Here is a 17,403-nt window from a genome sequence, read left to right as displayed (position 1 = left end):
AGGCGATGTGTTCTGGCTGATAGATTCATGCCGACATGCTCGCCCAGTTGCGGCGCGCTGGCAAGCCCCGGTTGTATCTGTGCAGAACAAAGGCTTGCTTCGGCATTGGAGCGAGCAAGGACCAAGCTTAAAGGCAGCGAACCAGCTTGACCTTCACGCCTTTGCGCAAGGTGAAAACCTGTGCGGGCTCCGCTCCCGCCGACTTAATCGACAAGGTCATGCTCGATCCGTCTGGCTTGACCTCGCCGACGTAGCTGGCCTGGGTCGCTGCTGTGTCGGCGTCGGCACGATCGGGGCCGGCTTGGTGCTGGGTAAAGTGCCCGGATGCGACAAAGCGGCCATCCTTGCCCAAGACCAAGGGGCCGGCAAAACCACCGCTGGCGCAGTCGGACTCCAGCCGCCCGCCCTTGGCGTCTATCGTCAGCTGCAGGCGATCGCCGCCCCAGGTGCCGTCGATTGCGGGATCCGCTGAAGCGGCGCAAACCATCTGTGTTGCCATCATCAGCCCTCCGAAAAAACCTAACTTGAAATGCCGCTCGTTCATATCAACCTCTTGTGTTCGAAACTGATCGCCAAAAAACAAAAACGCGGACCGAGGATAACCCCGGCCCGCGTTTGAACTATTTAAAGAACTGCGCTTGGCTTCTTAGCTGGCGCTGCCTTCGTTGCGACGGCGACGATTTGCCACAAAGCCCACGGCACTCATGCCGCAAACCAGCATCAACCAAGTGCTTGGCTCAGGAACGGCCGCCACGTTGGCGTCGATAACCGCAACCCAGGTGCCCCAACGCGAACCACCGCTGCCGCCTGGATGGCCGCCCGCGTCATTGTTGTACTCGCGCGCAAACTCACCGATCAGGTAGAACTTGCTCGAGTCTGTTGGATCTACCGATACCGAGCTGTAGTCACCCCAGCGCTGGCGGCCGACCGAGGCCTGACCGAAGACGCTGCCGTTGTGATAGTCGTCGGTCAGGCTTTCCTTGAGCAGCAGCTCGCCGCTCTTGGAGATCAAATGACCATCGACGCCCGTGCTGAAGGATTGGCCCATAAAGCTGATCTTGCCGGTGAGGGCGTCAAGGCCGGAGCGGTTGTAACCGATCACGACTTGGCCCGCATCGTTGACGGCGATCGAACCTTGGTAGTAGTCGTAGCCGGCCTGGCCGATATCGCCTTGGTCAAGAATGGCGTTGGTGTTGGCGTCGAGCACGGTGTAGCGGATCCGTGATTCATCGGCCACGCCATTGACGGTCGGGTCGACCGTCTTGACCATGTAAATGCGGCCATTGGCCTCATAGATGGAGCTGCTGGTGCGCTCGTCGCCGGCGGCTACGATATTGCGATTGGCCGCGATGGCGACCGAAGGCTGGTGCGCATCGCTGGGCGACTCAAAGCCCTTTTCGCCGATGCCTACCGAAGCAGACAAGGATGCCGCTGTGGCCGAATTCGGCAGCAAACCGTTGACCTTGTAGGTCATGGTGTCGGCGTTGAACAGTGAGGTGGCGAGTACCTTGCCCGAGGAGCCGGCTTTGTTGCTGTTGACGCCTTGGATAGCAAAGCCACGATCCGCATTGATGGCGCCAGGTGCGCCGTCATAAGGCGTGAAGAAGCGCGTCATGTTCTCGGTCGATGGCGCTGCACTGAACAGGCTGTTGAGCGGGATCACGTTCAGCGTGGTGCCACGGAAGCTGTTGGCGCCGCCAGCAGTCGCAGGGGCGAAGTTATTGGTGCCGATATAGACCGCATTGCGGTCCAGCGCCAGGGTTGGGTAGTCGGCGGTGCCGCCGAAACCCATACCTGCATAACCTTCAAACTTGGTGGACTTCCAGCTGCCCAAGGCGTCGGAGGTGTCCGAAACGGCAATCTGCAAATCCTTGACATTGGCGCCGAAGGACATCGCGATCCAACGATTGGCCGTTGAGTTGTACATCACGCGCGAGTCACCGCTGGCCCCGACTTGGCCGGCTGCGGCCCAGAATGCGGTGTCCGTCACGCGCGAGGTGCGCACGCCGGTGAACTTGTCATAGACGCCGTAGACCCCGTTGGTCGTCGTCATGTACTGGTTCGCGCCAACCGCGCCAATGGTATCGGGCGGGATTGCGTTTTTCCCCAATGCCGTCAGGTCGTATTGGCTGATGCCCTCAAAGCCCATCACATAGGCGCCGCTGGCGTTAAAGACCTGGCTAGCCGGAGTAATGTCGCCAACCGATACATCCAGACTGGAGAGAACTGCTTTGGGTTTCTTGAACTCGAAATAGGGCTTGGCGACCTGCGCTTGGGCTTGTGAGGCGACCAACGTCAATACAGCGACTGCCAAAGACGCCAGCCGGTATTTTGATGTAGATTGAATTTTGTTCATGGATAGGGATTTCTCTGAAAAACTGGATCAATTGACCCGAAGTAGCCCGCATTCCTGGTCGGTTGCTGGACTCTGCGCATCGCCTTAGCCAGCAAATTCCTGGTTAATTTCTAACTATGGCGACCAACACCTTGCAGGCCGCCGGGTGGCCGGCGATCAACGGTTTGTGTCTGCCGTCAGGGTATCGAGATGCGAGCTTTAGTGCCCCCCCTTAAACGAGGGGGTTTAGTGTTTCGAGTCGCAGGGATATTCCCCTAGGTGGAAACGCCGACGAGGGAATTCCACTAGGAGCATGGGCGGCAGAAGGCGGCAATGAAAAAACGGCAGGGTGCTCAACACACCCTGCCGTTTTGATCCAGGCAAGCCGAGCATTCCTGCCCGGCCCGCGTTCGTCGGAACTTTCCAGCCGATGTCCTGCAGCAACTTGAAGGTCAGGTCTTGCGGCAGCAGCACCGACTGGGTCAGGTCGCCGCTGATGGCGGGTTCCATCAGCTGGTTGCGGAAGGCCGAGGTGTCAAAGTGAGACACCGAGGAGCCGCTCTGGTAGGGGTTGGGTGCAAACATCATCATGCGGCCCAGCGGGTCGGCGCCCGAGTATTGTGAGCCGACCAGGTTGAAGGCGCCCACCACACCCGATGAGGTGCGGGTGCGTTTGGCCAACTGGCCCAGCAGCGCCACGCCATCGGCTTGGGTGATACGCACCGAAGGGATGGTGACGCCGGCGCCGGTCCAGGCCAGCTTGTCGATGCTGAGGGCCGAGGCCTGGCGTTCGGCGTTGGTCATGTCCTTCCAGAGCTTGCCGGCCGTCGAGCCGTACAGAAAGTGATCCCAAATCGCCAGGTAGCCGCCGTTTTGCGCGCCGGTGCTGCCATTGGTGAAGGTCTGGAAGCCGATGCCATGACCCATCTCGTGCAGGAGCGTGACCACGAAGTCGATATTCGCGCCGTGGTTGCTGTCCAGGCCGAGATAGAAGAAGGTGCCATCCAGGCAGCCGGCGTTGCCGAGGTTGCTGTTGAAGTTGGCGTTGATCTGCGCGGCATTGGCGGTGCCCAGGTAGGCGCCGGCGATCTTGTTGGCCAGGGCGTAGGAGTACAGCGTGCCGGGTTTGGGTTGCACCCCCTCTCTTGGGAGTGGAGCTAGGGCTAACCTTGAATGTCATCGCAGCGGCCGACCGCGCGACGCTGGCGCTGGCTTCAAGCGGCCCGCAAGCAATCCACGATCTTCATCCGCGCCGCGCCCCAGGCCGGTATGAAGCCGCCGACAAAGCCCATGAAGAGCGAGAACAGCAGGGTTTGCCAGGCAATCGCCGGGGTCAGCTTGAACTGAAAGGCCAGCTCCGAGAAGGTCTGGAAATTGGTGGTCGAGATATTCACCGTCTGCATCAGCGAGGCGGCGGCAAGGCCGATCACGCCGCCGACCAAGGCCAAGAGCAGCGACTCCAGCATGAAAGCCAAGAGCACCGCGCCGCGCTGGAAACCCAAGGCCCGCAAGGTGCCGATCTCGCCGACCCGCGAGGCCACCGCCGCGAACATCGTGATCATTGCGCCGACGATGGCGCCGATCGAAAAGATCACCGACAGCGCCGTGCCCAAAATGCTGATGAACTTGGCCAGCGCCTCGCTTTGTTCGGCGTAGAACACCGTCTCGCGCTTGAGCTCGACCGTCATCCGCGGGTCATCCTCAAGCCTGGCCTTGATCGCCTCGAACTGGCTCGCATCGGCGAGTCGGAACACGACGCTGGAGAAAGCGCCGCGCCGGAAGGCCTGCAGCATCTGCTCGGAGTCGCCCCAGATCTCGGAGTCAAAGCCGGTGCGGCCGGCGTCGAACACGCCGACCACCGTCCAGTCGCGGCCGGCAAAGCGCAGCGTCTCGCCGAGGCCCGCGCCTTGAAAGCCGCTCGCGATGGCCTTGCCGGTGATGATCTCCGAGCTGCCTGGGCGGAACATGCGGCCAGACATCATCTGCACCTGCGGGCGCAATTGCAGGCCGCGTTCGCTCGTGCCGCGCACCGTCACATTGCTGGGTTTGCCGCTGCCGCGTTTGGGCAGATTGTTCAGCACCACCGGCTCTTTGGTGATCAGCGGTCGGCCATCGGCGTCGGTGGCGATGCCGGGCAGGCTCTCCAGAATATTGGCCTGGACGCGGTCGACGCCGCTATTGATCTCGGCACCGGCACCCTTGCGCAAGGCGATCACATTGTCGGGCTGGCCGGTCGCGATCAGCGTCGCGCGGATGCCCTCGCTCATCATCAAGACGGTGGCGAACACATAGACGACCAGCGCCATGCCGCCGGCCGTCAGCAAGGTGGTGACGCGGCGCACCCAGAGGTTGCGCGCGATATAGGAGAGCGGAATCTGTTTCACGCGACGTGCCTCAGCCCCTGAACAATATCAATCCGACTCATCTTCCACGCCGGCCAGGCGGCCGCCACCGCACCGACGACCAAGGCCGCCAGCATCTGCAATGTCATCGTTAGGCCGGAGACATGAAACGCCGGCAGCAAGGAGCCTATGGCCTTGCCGAAACCCGCCGCCAGCGGCAGCGTCAGGGCAATGCCGGCCAGACCGCCAAGCAGCGCGATCATGAGGCTTTCGCCAAACAGCAGCTTGACGACAAAGCCGGGCGCAAAGCCCAAGGCTTTGAGCGTGGCGTACTCGGCCAGGCGCTCGCGGGCGGTCATCGTCATGGTGTTGGCCATCACCGCCATGATGATGACGATGATGATGTAGCTGACCGCCTCGATCGCCAGCAGGATCGCCTCGCTCATCGAGACAAAGCTGAGCTGGAAGGCCGATTCGGTTTCGGTCAAGGTCTCGGCCAGCGAGTTCTTGAAGCCGGCGTCAACCCGCTGCGAAATCAAGGCCGCGTTTTGCGGGTCCTTGATGCCGAGCATGTAGACGCCCACAAAGTCGGCGCGCTTCGGCGCCAGCTTGCGTATCGATTCATTCAACAGCGCCCAGTGAAACAGCAACTGGCTCTCGTCCGTCTTGGCCTCGGCACCGTCCCAGATGCCGCGCAAGGTGAATGTCCAGGTGCCCGGGTAGATGGTGCCTCGGATGGGGATTTTGTCGCCAATTTTCCAGCCATATTTATTCGCCAGCTTGCGGCCGACGATGGCCCCCTGGCGGTCGCGCAAAAAGGCCAGCCGCTCCTCATCGCTGAGCCGGTACTCGGGATAAAGCGCCAGATAGCTGACCGGATCGACGGCGAACTGCGGGAAGAAATTGCGCTCGGTCTGGTAGACGCCGCCGAACCAGTTCGACCAGGAAATGCTGCTCACGCCGTCCACGCCCTTGAGCCGCTGCGCATAGTTCATCGGGAGCGGGAAGGTCAGCGAGATCGCGCTGCGCGTCACCAGGCGCGTGCTGCTGCTGCCCTCGACGCCGGCATACCAGGCGCTGATGATGGTGCGTAACAGGCCAAATGCACAGATCGCCACCACCAGGCCGACCATGGTCAGCAGCGTGCGCAGCTTGTGCCGAAAGGCGTTCTTGAGCAGGAGCTTGAAGATGAACATGGTGACGCTTGATCAGGCCTGCGCGTTCATTTGATCTTCGCTGACCAGCACGCCCTTTTCCAGATGCACCATGCGGCTTGCGCGCGCGGCGGCCTTGGGGTCATGGGTGACCATCACGATGGTCTTGCCCAGATCGCGGTTGAGCTGCTGCAGCAGGTCCAGGATCTCGGCGCCGGTGACGCGGTCGAGGTCACCGGTCGGCTCGTCGGCGACAATCAGGGTCGGGTCACTGACCAGCGCGCGGGCGATCGCCACCCGCTGCTGCTGACCGCCCGAGAGTTCGTTCGGGTAATGATCCATTCGATCGGACAGCCTGACCATCTCCAGCGCCGCCAAGGTATGCGCGCGGCGCTGCTTGGCCGACAGATCGGTCAAGAGCAGGGGCAGTTCGACGTTCTCGAACGCCGTCAACACCGGCAGCAGGTTGTAGAACTGAAAGATGAAGCCGACATGGGCGGCGCGCCAGTTGGCCAGGCTGGCTTCGCTGAGCGTGGCGATGTCGATGCCGCCGATCTCGATGCGGCCACTGCTGGGCTGATCGATGCCCGCAATCAGATTGAGCAAGGTGCTTTTGCCCGAGCCGCTGGGGCCCATCAAGGCGATGAAGTCGCCGGCCGGCACATCGAGTTGAATGTCCAGCAGCACCGGGATTTCTTGCCCGCCGCGCCGGTAGGACTTGGAGAGATCGCGGATGCGGATCAAGGCGCTTGCTTCACTCATGATGCTACTTGGTCGCCAATGTGACTTGGCCGCCGTCTTTGAGCTTGGCGCTGGGTGCCAGCACGATGCGCTCGCCCGATTTGAGCGGCCCGGTCACCTCGACCACATCCCCGAGCTTGCGGCCCGCCTTGACCTCGACCGCCTCCAGCAACTCCTTGTCGCCGTCGCGCTTGATGCGCAGCAGCCATTGCTTGCCGTCCTTCTCGAGCAGGGTCTTGGGGTTGACGGCCAAGACCGGCTGCTGCTCGGCCGGCGTCGGCGCCTTGGACAGGAAACCGACCTTGGCGCTCATCTCCGGCAGGATGCGCGGGTCGAGCTGGTCGAAGCGGATCTTGGTCATCACCGTGGCCTTGGCGCGGTCCACCGTCGGCACAATGCCGGCCACCTGCCCGGTGAAGCGCCTCTCGGGCAAGGCGTCGAGCGTGATTTCGACCGGCTGGCCCTTGGTCGCCTTGGCGAGGCTGCCTTCCGACACATCGGCCTCGACCTCCAGCGTGCTGAGATCGGCCATGGTGACGACGGCGCCCTGCGAGCCCGAAGCGTTCGAGAAGGGCGTGATCATGTCGCCGACATTGGCGTTCTTGTTCAGCACCACGCCGTCAAACGGCGCGCGGATTTCGGTCTGCTCACGGTTGACGTTCTGTACATTCAGCAAGGCCTGCGCCTGGCCGAGGCTGGCTTGCGCCTGAGCAACGCTGGCCATTGCGGCCACCTGTGCGGCGCGGGCGGCATCGAGCCGGCGTTGGTTGGCGTCAAACGCCTGCGCGGACACAAAGCCCTGCGCTTGCAAGCTCTTGCTGCGCTGTGCTTCGGCCTCGGCATTGCCCAGCTCCACATCTGCCAAGCGGGCCTGCGCCTGTGCCTGGCGCACGCCCGCCTCGGCTTGCCGCACGCCCGCCATGGCCGTGCCAATCGCGGCCTGCACATCGCTGGCGTCGAGGCGGGCGATCAGATCGCCCTTCTTGAGCAGGCTGCCCTCGCGCACATGCAGCTCGACCAAGCGGCCACTGCCCTTGGAGGCCACCGCCGCGCGGCGTTGCGCGACCACGTAGCCGGAGGCCGTTAGCTGCAGGTATTGCTGCGAGGGGTAGCTTTGCAGCACGGTGCTGGTCTGCACCTCGGGCTTGGACGGCATCAAGACCAGAGCCGCCAGACCCAGCGCCAACGCGCCGCCCAACACCAAGGGCCTGGTCTTGCGTCGACGTTTGATCTTGCTTGTCGGCGCCTGGCGGTCAATTTTCAATTGACCCAAAGATGCGGGAGTTGCGTCGTCCATGGTGGGGATTCGCCTAGGATTTGATGAACGGGGTGGATGTTGCCACGTTCGCCGCTGCTTTGACCGGGGCTGCGATGAAACACCTCTGCATGGCGCCAACGGTAGCCGGCCGGGTACGATTCGCCCTTCGTCGAGCGATCGCTGCTGCCTAGTCCATGCTTTTAAATAGCCCGTTTATCTTGCTGCTGCTGCCCTTGTGGCTTGCGCCCATGCTGGCTCAAGCCGCGGAGCATGGCTGCCAGGACCAGGTGGCGGTCGAGCAAGTGCTCAACTATCTGAATGCGTTTAGAGCCCAGCCGCAAACCTGCGGGCAACAGTCGTTTGTCGCCGCCGGCCCCTTGCGTTGGGAGGCTAGGCTGGAGCAGGCGGCCCAGGGTCATGCGGCGGAGTTGGCGCAGGGCGATCAGCTCAACCATCTGGCCCTGAATGGGCGCACCTTGCGCGAACGACTGCGCGGCAACGGTTATCTTGCCTTCCGGGTTGGCGAAAACCTGGCCGCCGGCCAGGAGAGTCTGGTCGAGGTGCTGCAAACCTGGAGCAGCAGCGCCAAGCATTGCGACAACATCATGCAGGCCGAGTTTCAAGACGTCGCACTGGCCTGCGCCAGCGGCCCCGGCAAATATGGGCGTTACTGGGTGATGAATCTCGGGCGCAGCGTTCGCGATTGAAGCGCCGGGCTTGATCGCCAAGCGCGCTCCGGCTCACAGCCCGCGCTCGCGCCTTTTCGCCGCGGGTTGCAGAATCTCGCGGTCCAAGTAGGCGCGCAGTTTCAAGCGCTTGGGGTCCATTCGCTCGCGTGCTTCGGCGAGGTGCTGGTGCACGGCCGCTACGTTCAGCCAAAGGCCGACACCTTTCAGGCCCAGCTCATGGGTCTCGCGCCATTGGCCGGTAAAACGGGCCTTGAAGGCTTGGGCCGGGTCGCGTTCCAGCGCCAACAACTCCCGCAGACCGCGCTCATGCAGCCAGATGTGGTGACCGTCGTCATACACATCCAGCGACACGCCGGCAAAGTTGTAGTGCACGCCCTCGCGGTGACGCCACTGCCAGGCGCCAGCGCCGCGCAACACCGCTTCAATCCAGTTCGGTATCCACTGCTGTGCGCTGGCAAGGCAAAAAACCGCAGCTGTGGCGCCGGCCAGGGCGCCCCAGACCGAGCCCGTGATGGCCCACATCAAGCCAATGCCCATGCTGAGCACCAACAGGTAGCAGCTGGCCCGAAAGATGCGCAGCTTGATGGGGCTGTTCAGCCATAGCGGGTCGTCCGAATCGTTCATAGCAATCTGCGCAAATAGGCAGGGATCAGAAAGCCAAGCACCGAGTTCAATGGTGATTTGGCGGGAGATCGATCGAATATTGGGGGCATGTTCTTTGACGAGTTGCTCACCCCTGCAGCAGCTTGCGCAGGCGCGCGACAGTGGCCTCCACCGGCGCATCACGCGAGACCTCCAAGCCCAACTCGCGTGCGATCTGGTTCACCTTGGCAGGGTACAAAGGGATGCCGCCAGCATCAATGCTGGCGATCAGAGCGCGGGCTTGCTCATGCTCGAGGCGGATGGGACGCTGGGCGAGCAGACGGCGCAAGGGAGAAGGCTTTATGGGCGGCATATTCAGGCCATTTGAACGTCGCAGAACAGCTGATGCTTAGACCGACAATGTCGGCATATTTTGCGCTGCTAACCCTCCACCGTACGCCAAACTTTTCTCGATGTAGTTAAATTTCTCTTTCGAGTACCAACGCCATGACATTGCAAGGAAGACACAACCAATGAAGATGCCACGGGAAGATTTCCTAAAAGTGGTCATGGAGACGGCTGACTTGGACGTTTGGGAAAACGAACTCGTCAGCGGTAAGGTCACCCGAAAAGCCACCAAGGTTTATGCAGAACTCGGGTACACCGAGCAGGAAGCGGGCGACTGCATGGACAACATCTTCGCGATCATTCATCCAGAGGATGTCGACCGGATGAGAAATGCGCTCAATGACCACGCGAGCGGAAAGACGCCCAAATACCAATGCGAATTCAGAATAAGAGCGAAGTCGGGCGCTTGGGTTTGGTACGCCAACAGCGGAAAAATCGTCAAACGAGCGGATCAACCGGACGCTAAGCACTTGATTGGCGTAACTTACAACATCCACGCAAGGCGACAACAAGAGGAAGAGCTGAAGCGACTAAACCTCGAGTTGTCCGGCCAAAAGGAACAATTGGAGCAGCTGAACGCGAGCTTGCACCAGATGGCGATGACTGATGCGTTGACCCAACTCCCCAACCGCCGCCTTCTTATAGACCGGGTGAGTCAGGCACTGCATAGCGCCAAGAGAACCCAGCAAATCGGAGCGTTGTTGTTTCTGGATGCGGACAATTTCAAAGCCGTCAATGATCAGTACGGGCACGAGGTGGGTGATCTGTTGTTGAAGGAAATCGCGGCCCGCCTGAGGTTGGCGGTAAGAGAGGCCGACACGGTGGCGCGCATTTCAGGTGACGAGTTTGTGGTGATGTTGGAAAACCTCGGCACAGACGCCATCGAAGCAGCGAAAAAGACGCGTGCTATTGCCGAGAAGATATTGCTGTCTCTCGCCCAGCCATATGTGCTTGGTGAGATTCAATGCACAAATACCGTCAGCATCGGCGCAACCTTGATGAACGAAGGGCAGCAAGGCTTCGATGACCTGTGCCCCACTGCCGACGCAGCCATGTACCAGGCAAAGAAGGCGGGGCGCAATACGTTTCACATGTTTGTGCCAGCCCTGCAAAAAGGATTGTTTTAGTCCTTTGGAATCCGCCCGCACCCTGCCGATGTTTCGAGCCCGGAGTCGGGCCAGATGCAGGATTCAAAGTCAGGTGACTCAGGTGCGACCAAGGTGGTTTGCCGCCGGCAGCTTGGTGCCTATTCTGTTGAAAAAGTCCCCACCTCGATTAGGTTGAATGCCGTACAATTAACGCGTTAGCAAATCGAATCTTGGAGGGCACCGAGATGATGGGACGACAAGCGAGTGGGCAGGATCGGTTGTTCTATTCGTTCAACCTTGAAGACCACATTCCCCAGAATCATCTGCTGCGCGGCATTGACCGCTGCCTCGACTTCGCTGGCCTGCGGGAGCACTTGGCCGAGCACTACAGCCAGATCGGCCGCCCGTCCATTGACCCCGAGTTGATGCTCCGTATGTTGGTCGTCGGGTACTGCTACGGCATCCGCTCCGAGCGCCGGCTGTGCGAGGAGTTGCACCTTAACTTGGCCTACCGTTGGTTCTGTCGCCTGAGCCTAGAAGACGCCGTGCCCGATCACTCCACCTTCTCGAAGAACCGCCATGGACGCTTCCGTGACAGCGGCGTGTTCCGCTGGCTGTTCGATGAGGTCGTGCGTCGCTGCATGGCAGCCGGCCTCGTCAAGGCCGAGGGCTTTGCAGTAGACGCCAGCATCGTGGCGGCCGATGCCAGCAGCCAGCGCGGTGTACCCGGCACCGAGACTGTCGACTGGAAAGATCCGGTGCTATGCACCCGCGCCGTGCGCGAGTACCTGCAGGGATTGGACGACGAAGCCCTTGGCAAAGTGCTACCCAAGAAGATTTCGCTGACCGACCCACAAGCGAGTTGGACGGCGGCAACGGGCGGACCTGCGTTCTTCGCCTACTCGACGAACTACCTCATCGATGCCGAGCACGGCGTGATCATGGACGTCCAGGCCACGCCGGCGCACCGCACCGCCGAGGTCGAGTCGACCAAACTGATGGTTGATCGCGTGCAGGAGCAGTTCGGCCTCAAGCCCGAGCGGCTGATCGGCGACACGGCCTACGGCACGGCGCCCATGCTGAGTTGGATGGTGGACGAAAAGGGCATCGAACCCCATGTGCCTGTCTGGGACCGCACTCAGCGCGATGACGACACACTGTCAAGCAACGAGTTCACTTGGGACGAGCAGGCCAAGGAGTACACCTGCCCACAAGGTCGCCCTCTGCGCAGCCAATGGCGCGTCTTCAAGATTGAGCGCAGCCACATCACCAAGGCCGACACGGTGATCTACCGTGCCAGCCAAAAAGATTGCACCAACTGCCCCGAGAAGCAGCGCTGCTGCCCCAACACCCCTATGCGCAAGATCGCGCGGAGCGTTCACGAAGCCGCCCGGGATGTAGGGCGCAAGATTGCCACCACCGAGCAGTACGAGCGTTCACGCTGCCAACGCAAGAAGGTGGAAATGTTGTTTGCTCACCTGAAGCGAATCCTGCGGCTGGATCGCTTGCGCCTGCGAGGACTTAGTGGCGCGATGGACGAGTTCACGATGGCCGCGGTGGTGCAAAACCTGCGTCGTTTGGCAATGCGGGTGCCGCAAGGCCCACCGCCACAAGGCACAGGTGCGCCCGCTTGAGGCGAAACCCCACCGATTAACCTCAAAACCGGGTCGAAAGACCTGGTTCAGACGAAGAAAAGGTGAGCTGCGCGCATTCGCCTTCGCGTTGGCAGCAGCACGTTCGTGCCGATCAACGACTTTTTCAACAGAATATGCCCATTGCGGGCATTCGCCCTCCGGCCGACGAAAGTGTCGTCCGTACAGCGACACATTGGCCTAAATTGGCCAATTTGGGCCATTGCCAAACGAATCGGGTATTTGGCCCATAATACGATCAGTCTGCGACTTTCCTTGGGGGATCCGATCATGGCCAATGCTATTCAGCCTGCAAGCGAGGAGCTGTTTGCGCGCCTGCAGCGCAAGCCCATCTCGGACGTCAAGCGTGAGGGCTGGCGTGGTGTGATGAATGCCGTCGATGCCACGGGGAAGGTGTTGATGACCAACCACGAACGGCCCGAGGCCGTGATCTTGTCTTTGCGTGAATACAGTTTGCTCACCGAACTGGCCGAGCGTGTCCAGCGCGATGACCAGAGTAAGTTGGATCAACTGACGCGTGCCTTCGATGAGGAATTGGCGGTGCTCAAGCAGCCAGATGCCAGTGACAGGCTGCGGCAGGCCTTTAGCGTGCCGCTCGACTTGCATGGCGAGGTCATTGCAGGACAAAGCTTCTGATGGGGCGGCCCGTTCTTCTGGTCCTGGCCGGTGTCAATGGCGCAGGCAAAAGCTCCATCGGCGGCAACATCATGCTGCGCAGGGCTGGGCTGACTTGGTTTAACCCCGATACCTACACCCGCATACTCGTTCAGGGCGGTATGTCCGCCGGCGAGGCCAATGCGTGCGCGTGGCAACACGGCGTGAACTTGATCGACCGGGCCGTTGCGGCGGGGCTCAGTCACGCCTTCGAGACGACCCTGGGCGGCTCGACGATGACCCAAAAGATTGCCGCGGCCGCTCGGACGCACGACGTTCTGGTCTGGTTCTGCGGTCTGGCCTCGCCGGAGAAGCACATCGCCCGCGTGGCCGCCCGGGTAGTAGCTGGCGGACACGACATTCCAGAGGCCAAGATCCGCGAGCGCTGGGTTCGCGCGCCGCTGAATCTCATCGACTTGATGCCCAAGTTGAGCGAGTTGCGCGTTTTCGATAACAGCACCGATGCGGTGCCGGGAGCCCCAGTATCGAACCCGATGCTGGTCCTGCACGCACAAGACGGCGCTGTCAGTTTTCCCCGTGCCCTTGAGGACCTTGAGCGCACGCCAGACTGGGCCAAGCCAATCGTGAAGGCGGCTCGCGACTTCGAACGCAAGCGGTGATCTAGAGCGCGCGATCGCGCGCGGTGGGCGACAACAATGGGCACTGAGTTGCTGCGCAGTCTGTGCCCTCGAAATGTCCGGGTCTGCGGCAGGCCGACAGTTCGAACAAGCACCGCATAGCTGACGTTGGGTTCGCCAACCGTTTTGGCCAAAGGCGGCTTACTGGCGATGATGCGGCCTCACGCTCCCGGCCATGAACGGGCACTGGTGAAAGGCCGGTATGGAGCCGGTCAATGGATGAACTGGGCAACCGTGCGCTCGATCGCTTGTCCGAGCTCGACTTGGAACACTGCCCGAGATGCGGGAGCGAGCTGAAGATCTCGCCACGATCCTGGAGACGCGGGTCATCGAGCGAATCGTCAACCCCCTACCTCGGGCTGCCTGCCCATCCCCTCCGAGTGCACCTGCGCGCGCCCCTATGAATTGAACTCACAGCGAAAGGAGTTGTCCTCGCGCGCCGTGCGATTGATCTGCATCATCGTCGGGCGAGCGGGTCGTTCCAGAATCGGTCTGTCGTGGTGGTGGTGCCCTGCGTTTGACGGAGGGGGTCAGGGGATGACCGCCGGACGTTGGAGGAGCCTGGAGTCATGAAAGCCTTGAGCGGCGTCGACGCGACGTTCCTACATCTGGAAACCGAACAGACACCGATGCACATCGCGTCGCTGAGCCTGTTCGATCTCCCCCCAGGCTACCGCCGCGATTTCCACGCTGCGGTCAAGCGAGAGCTCGGTCGGCGCCTGCATCTGGTGCCGGTCCTCCACCGCAAGCTGGCGCAGATGCCGCTGCATTTTGCCAATCCGGTGTGGGTCGAGGACGATGCAGTCGACCTCGATTACCACGTCCGGCGCGTGACACTGCCGTCGCCGGGCAACTTCGAGCAGCTCGAAGACTGTGCCGCGCTGCTGCACGCGGAGCCGCTGGACCGCCGCCGGCCGTTGTGGCGACTGTTCGTGATCGACGGCCTGGCCAGCGGCCAAGTCGGCTACTACATCAAGGGCCACCACGCTGCGCTCGACGGCCAGGCCGGTGTGATGCTGGTGAAGACGCTGTTCGACCTGTCGCCGCGGCCGGCCGGAGTGCGGCGCGCCAGGGCCACGGGCGCCGCCGCTGCCGAACATCCGGGGGTGTTCGAACTCGCGGCGGCCGCGTTGCGCCACGACGCCGGTCAGTACGTCAAGCTCGTCCGGCAGCTACCCGACCTGGTGCGCACGCTCACCGGCATGTTCGGCCCGTCGGCGCATGCCGGCAGGCGGCCGCCGGGGCGGAACTGCACCTTTGGTCCGCACACCCTGCTGAACGGGCAGATCACCGCCGAGCGTGGCTTCGCCGCGCTGTCGCTGCCGCTGCAGGCGCTGAAGGCGCTCGCGCTCACGCACGGCGTCACGCTCAATGACGTCGTGCTCGTGCTGTGCGGCGGCGCGCTGCGGCGCTACTTGGTGCAGCATGGCGGCGTCCCGCGCCAGCCGCTGACGGCGGCGATGCCGATCTCGCTGCGCGAGGCGGGTGACACCGAATACACGATCCGGGCCACGATGCCGGTCGTCAGCCTGCACACGCACATCGCCGATCCGCTGTGCCGCCTGCGCGCGATCCACGAAACGGCCGGCGCCGTGAAGACGATGGTGCATCGTGCGAAGGGCGTGGTGCCGCTGGACTTCCCGTCGATCGGCCTGCCCTGGGTCCTGCACGGGCTGGCTGAGTTCTACGGGCGGGCGCACATCGGCGAGGTCATGCCGCCGCTGGCCAACGTGGTGATCTCGAACATCCACGGGCCGGACGTGCCGCTGTATGCGGCCGGCGCGCGCATGAGCACCTACTGGCCGATGTCGATCGTCGACCACGGCCTGGGGCTGAACATCACGGTGATGAGCTACGCCGGCGCGCTGGGCTTCGGCTTCACGACGGCACGCGCGGCGGTGCCCGATGAACACGAATTGACGAGCGCGCTCGCCGCGGCGCTCGACGAACTGGCCGCGAAGACGAATCGAGCGCGGCCGAGCACCGCGCACCGGACGGCGGCCTGACCCGCCTGCCGGCATCGACCGACGACAAGGAACTCATGATGAAGCGTGCGCACACCTAGATGGGCAGGTTTCATCGACGACTGAGCGGAGACAAGCGGAGATAGATCGCATCATGAAGAAGCAGCGTCAAATCTACATCGTCGGCGCGGGGATTGCAGGTCTGTCCGCGGCCGTATTCGCAATCCGGGACGGCGGGATCAAGGGCGAGAATATCCATCTTTTCGAAGAGCGCGATGTTCTTGGCGGAGCGCTCGATGGCAAGTGGGGTCGCAACAAGAGTTACTCGATGCGGGGGGCAAGGCTCATCAACGAAAAGGCCTACCAGTGTTACTTCGACATGCTTTCGGCAATCCCGTGTCTTGCTGATCAGGACGAAATGGAGAAGTCCGGGGGTAAATACCTCGAGAGCCGGCGGCCGTGGAGAAGCGTCAAAGACGAAATATACGCATTCAACAAGACCCACCGTCTGAACAGCGTCACCAGGCTCGTGGGAAAGGAGGGGGCCAGGGTCGATCACACAAAGCTCGGCCTGGACCACATCGACCGAATCGCCATCATCGCCCTCATCTTGATGTTCGAAGAGGCTGTCGATGGCAAGAGGATCGATGACTACTTCCGCCCCTCGTTCTTCAAGACCAATTTCTGGTACTTGTTCGCCTCCATGTTCGGCTTCGAGCCCTGGCACAGCCTCATGGAGTGCAGGCGCTACCTGCGACGCTTCTTCCACGAAGCCCCCAATATCACGACGCTCATAGGCGGCTGGAATACCCCTTACAACAATTACGAATGCATCGTCCTGCCGATCGAGAGATGGCTGTCGAAACAAGGGGTCGACATCCAGACCGGTGCAAGGGTCACCGATGTGGACTTCAGGTCTTCGAAGACCCGAAAATCAGTCGAGAAACTGCACCTTCTCAGGAACGGCAACAGCGCGGAAATCGCCGTGGCCCCCGGCGACTTTGTCTTCATCACCATCGGCTCGAAAGTGGCCGATTCACGCACGGGCAGCATGAACAAGGCTCCGGGCCTGGTGACCGACAAGATGGACGGCGCCTGGACGCTCTGGGAAAGAATGGCAAGAAAGGTGCCCGACTTGGGAAACCCCGAGGCCTTCAGCGGTGACGTCGACCAGACCCAATGGGGTGTTTTTACCGTCACGACGAAGGGGCCGCTGCTTGCTGAAAGGATCAGGAAATACTCGAGGGTCAAGATCCAGGGACAGCAACACATACTGTCCTGTATCGACTCGAACTGGGGCTTGGGTTTGCATGTTCCCTTTCAACCGCACTTCAGGAATCAGCCCCCGGACACGACTGTCATGTTCGGATATGGCCTCTACGGGAACACCCAGGGAAATTACATCAAGAAAACAATGACTGAATCGACGGGGGAGGAGCTGCTCACGGAACTGGTCTGCCATCTGGGGTTCATCGATGATCTGGACAGGATAAAGGAAGTCACGACGAGTATTCCAACGACACTTCCCTATGCCACGAGCCAATTCAGTCCAAGAAAAATCTCCGACCGACCCCTGGTCGTTCCCAAAGGGTCGGTGAATCTGGCGCTTCTGGGACAGTTCGTCGAGATCCCCGACGACTGCGTATTCCTGGTGGACTATTCAACCCGATCGGCCCAGATCGGCGTGTACCGGTTGTTGAACGTCGAGAAGGAAGTAACCCCGGTGTATACGGGCGTTCTTAATCCGATTCAGTGGGCGAGCGCCTTGCGAGCAATCCTGCAGTGATGTCTGACCCTGCCCAGGGATCCGTGAGCGTCCGGTGCCTGCCGGTAACGGCTTGGCGTATGCAGGTAGATACGCCGCGTAGGCGTTTCAGGACAACCCTGCGCAGGCCACA

General features: G+C 61.6%; 16 protein-coding genes. 7 read left to right on the top strand and 9 right to left on the bottom strand.

The features are described from left to right. Window positions 1-127: 127 nt before the first annotated feature. The 7 genes from LNV07_RS20970 to LNV07_RS20940 form a co-directional block, all read right to left on the bottom strand. Entirely contained in the window at window positions 128-544 is a 417-nt protein-coding gene (locus LNV07_RS20970; RefSeq protein WP_263573144.1) for a hypothetical protein, read from the bottom strand. 102 nt (window positions 545-646) lie between these two features. Beyond that, the gene (locus LNV07_RS20965) at window positions 647-2,356 is read right to left on the bottom strand and encodes a PEP-CTERM sorting domain-containing protein (RefSeq protein WP_263573143.1); all 1,710 of its coding nucleotides are present in this window, start codon (window positions 2,354-2,356) and stop codon (window positions 647-649) included. 225 nt (window positions 2,357-2,581) lie between these two features. Next, a complete protein-coding gene (locus LNV07_RS20960) occupies window positions 2,582-3,472 on the bottom strand; it encodes a protease-associated domain-containing protein (RefSeq protein ID WP_263573142.1) in 891 nt (296 codons plus the stop codon). A gap of 77 nt (window positions 3,473-3,549) precedes the next feature. Continuing rightward, a complete protein-coding gene (locus tag LNV07_RS20955) occupies window positions 3,550-4,719 on the bottom strand; it encodes an ABC transporter permease (RefSeq protein WP_263573141.1) in 1,170 nt (389 codons plus the stop codon). Further along, window positions 4,716-5,873 (bottom strand): ABC transporter permease, encoded by a 1,158-nt coding sequence (locus tag LNV07_RS20950; protein ID WP_263573140.1) that lies wholly within the window; start codon window positions 5,871-5,873, stop codon window positions 4,716-4,718. Before LNV07_RS20950 ends, LNV07_RS20955 begins: the two co-directional genes overlap by 4 nt. A 12-nt stretch (window positions 5,874-5,885) precedes the next feature. Further along, window positions 5,886-6,593, bottom strand: a complete 708-nt coding sequence (locus tag LNV07_RS20945; RefSeq protein WP_263573139.1) for an ABC transporter ATP-binding protein — start codon at window positions 6,591-6,593, stop codon at window positions 5,886-5,888. Between the two features lie 4 nt (window positions 6,594-6,597). Continuing rightward, the gene (locus LNV07_RS20940; protein WP_263573138.1) at window positions 6,598-7,869 is read right to left on the bottom strand and encodes an efflux RND transporter periplasmic adaptor subunit; all 1,272 of its coding nucleotides are present in this window, start codon (window positions 7,867-7,869) and stop codon (window positions 6,598-6,600) included. A gap of 155 nt (window positions 7,870-8,024) precedes the next feature. Here LNV07_RS20940 and LNV07_RS20935 point away from each other — a divergent pair, with 155 nt between their 5' ends. After that, window positions 8,025-8,537, top strand: a complete 513-nt coding sequence (locus LNV07_RS20935) for a CAP domain-containing protein (protein ID WP_263573137.1) — start codon at window positions 8,025-8,027, stop codon at window positions 8,535-8,537. Window positions 8,538-8,570: 33 nt separating this feature from the next. On the opposite strand, the gene LNV07_RS20930 is transcribed toward LNV07_RS20935, so the two are convergent. Then, on the bottom strand, window positions 8,571-9,143 hold the full coding sequence (locus LNV07_RS20930) for a hypothetical protein (protein ID WP_263573136.1): 573 nt from the start codon (window positions 9,141-9,143) through the stop codon (window positions 8,571-8,573). A gap of 106 nt (window positions 9,144-9,249) precedes the next feature. After that, on the bottom strand, window positions 9,250-9,450 hold the full coding sequence (locus tag LNV07_RS20925; RefSeq protein ID WP_263573135.1) for a hypothetical protein: 201 nt from the start codon (window positions 9,448-9,450) through the stop codon (window positions 9,250-9,252). Window positions 9,451-9,634: 184 nt separating this feature from the next. Here LNV07_RS20925 and LNV07_RS20920 point away from each other — a divergent pair, with 184 nt between their 5' ends. The 6 genes from LNV07_RS20920 (at window position 9,635) to LNV07_RS20895 (ending at window position 17,291) form a co-directional block, all read left to right on the top strand. After that, window positions 9,635-10,636, top strand: coding sequence for a sensor domain-containing diguanylate cyclase (locus LNV07_RS20920; protein ID WP_263573134.1), 1,002 nt, complete (start codon window positions 9,635-9,637; stop codon window positions 10,634-10,636). Window positions 10,637-10,842: 206 nt separating this feature from the next. Then, window positions 10,843-12,231: a transposase gene (locus LNV07_RS20915; RefSeq protein WP_263573133.1), complete on the top strand. Its 1,389-nt coding sequence runs from the start codon at window positions 10,843-10,845 to the stop codon at window positions 12,229-12,231. Between the two features lie 105 nt (window positions 12,232-12,336). Next, window positions 12,337-12,885, top strand: a complete 549-nt coding sequence (locus tag LNV07_RS20910) for a type II toxin-antitoxin system Phd/YefM family antitoxin (RefSeq protein WP_263573132.1) — start codon at window positions 12,337-12,339, stop codon at window positions 12,883-12,885. Then, window positions 12,885-13,523 (top strand): hypothetical protein, encoded by a 639-nt coding sequence (locus LNV07_RS20905; RefSeq protein WP_263573131.1) that lies wholly within the window; start codon window positions 12,885-12,887, stop codon window positions 13,521-13,523. The genes LNV07_RS20910 and LNV07_RS20905 overlap by 1 nt, the downstream gene beginning before the upstream one ends. A 587-nt stretch (window positions 13,524-14,110) precedes the next feature. Next, a complete protein-coding gene (locus LNV07_RS20900) occupies window positions 14,111-15,547 on the top strand; it encodes a wax ester/triacylglycerol synthase family O-acyltransferase (protein ID WP_263573130.1) in 1,437 nt (478 codons plus the stop codon). Between the two features lie 112 nt (window positions 15,548-15,659). After that, a complete protein-coding gene (locus tag LNV07_RS20895) occupies window positions 15,660-17,291 on the top strand; it encodes an oleate hydratase (protein WP_263573129.1) in 1,632 nt (543 codons plus the stop codon). Window positions 17,292-17,403 lie beyond the last annotated feature (112 nt).

It is taken from the genome of Roseateles oligotrophus (assembly GCF_025717515.1).
GTDB classification, from domain to species: domain Bacteria; phylum Pseudomonadota; class Gammaproteobacteria; order Burkholderiales; family Burkholderiaceae_C; genus Paucibacter_A; species Paucibacter_A oligotrophus.
This window is presented reverse-complemented; position numbering and strand designations above follow the sequence as displayed.

Bases quoted from the DNA above. Each gene is read 5' to 3' on its own strand.
- LNV07_RS20970 (WP_263573144.1), bottom strand. From the start codon at position 544: ATGAACGAGCGGCATTTCAAGTTAGGTTTTTTCGGAGGGCTGATGATG.
- LNV07_RS20965 (WP_263573143.1), bottom strand. From the start codon at position 2,356: ATGAACAAAATTCAATCTACATCAAAATACCGGCTGGCGTCTTTGGCA.
- LNV07_RS20950 (WP_263573140.1), bottom strand. From the start codon at position 5,873: ATGTTCATCTTCAAGCTCCTGCTCAAGAACGCCTTTCGGCACAAGCTG.
- LNV07_RS20945 (WP_263573139.1), bottom strand. From the start codon at position 6,593: ATGAGTGAAGCAAGCGCCTTGATCCGCATCCGCGATCTCTCCAAGTCC.
- LNV07_RS20940 (WP_263573138.1), bottom strand. From the start codon at position 7,869: ATGGACGACGCAACTCCCGCATCTTTGGGTCAATTGAAAATTGACCGC.
- LNV07_RS20935 (WP_263573137.1), top strand. From the start codon at position 8,025: ATGCTTTTAAATAGCCCGTTTATCTTGCTGCTGCTGCCCTTGTGGCTT.
- LNV07_RS20930 (WP_263573136.1), bottom strand. From the start codon at position 9,143: ATGAACGATTCGGACGACCCGCTATGGCTGAACAGCCCCATCAAGCTG.
- LNV07_RS20920 (WP_263573134.1), top strand. From the start codon at position 9,635: ATGAAGATGCCACGGGAAGATTTCCTAAAAGTGGTCATGGAGACGGCT.
- LNV07_RS20915 (WP_263573133.1), top strand. From the start codon at position 10,843: ATGATGGGACGACAAGCGAGTGGGCAGGATCGGTTGTTCTATTCGTTC.
- LNV07_RS20905 (WP_263573131.1), top strand. From the start codon at position 12,885: ATGGGGCGGCCCGTTCTTCTGGTCCTGGCCGGTGTCAATGGCGCAGGC.
- LNV07_RS20900 (WP_263573130.1), top strand. From the start codon at position 14,111: ATGAAAGCCTTGAGCGGCGTCGACGCGACGTTCCTACATCTGGAAACC.
- LNV07_RS20895 (WP_263573129.1), top strand. From the start codon at position 15,660: ATGAAGAAGCAGCGTCAAATCTACATCGTCGGCGCGGGGATTGCAGGT.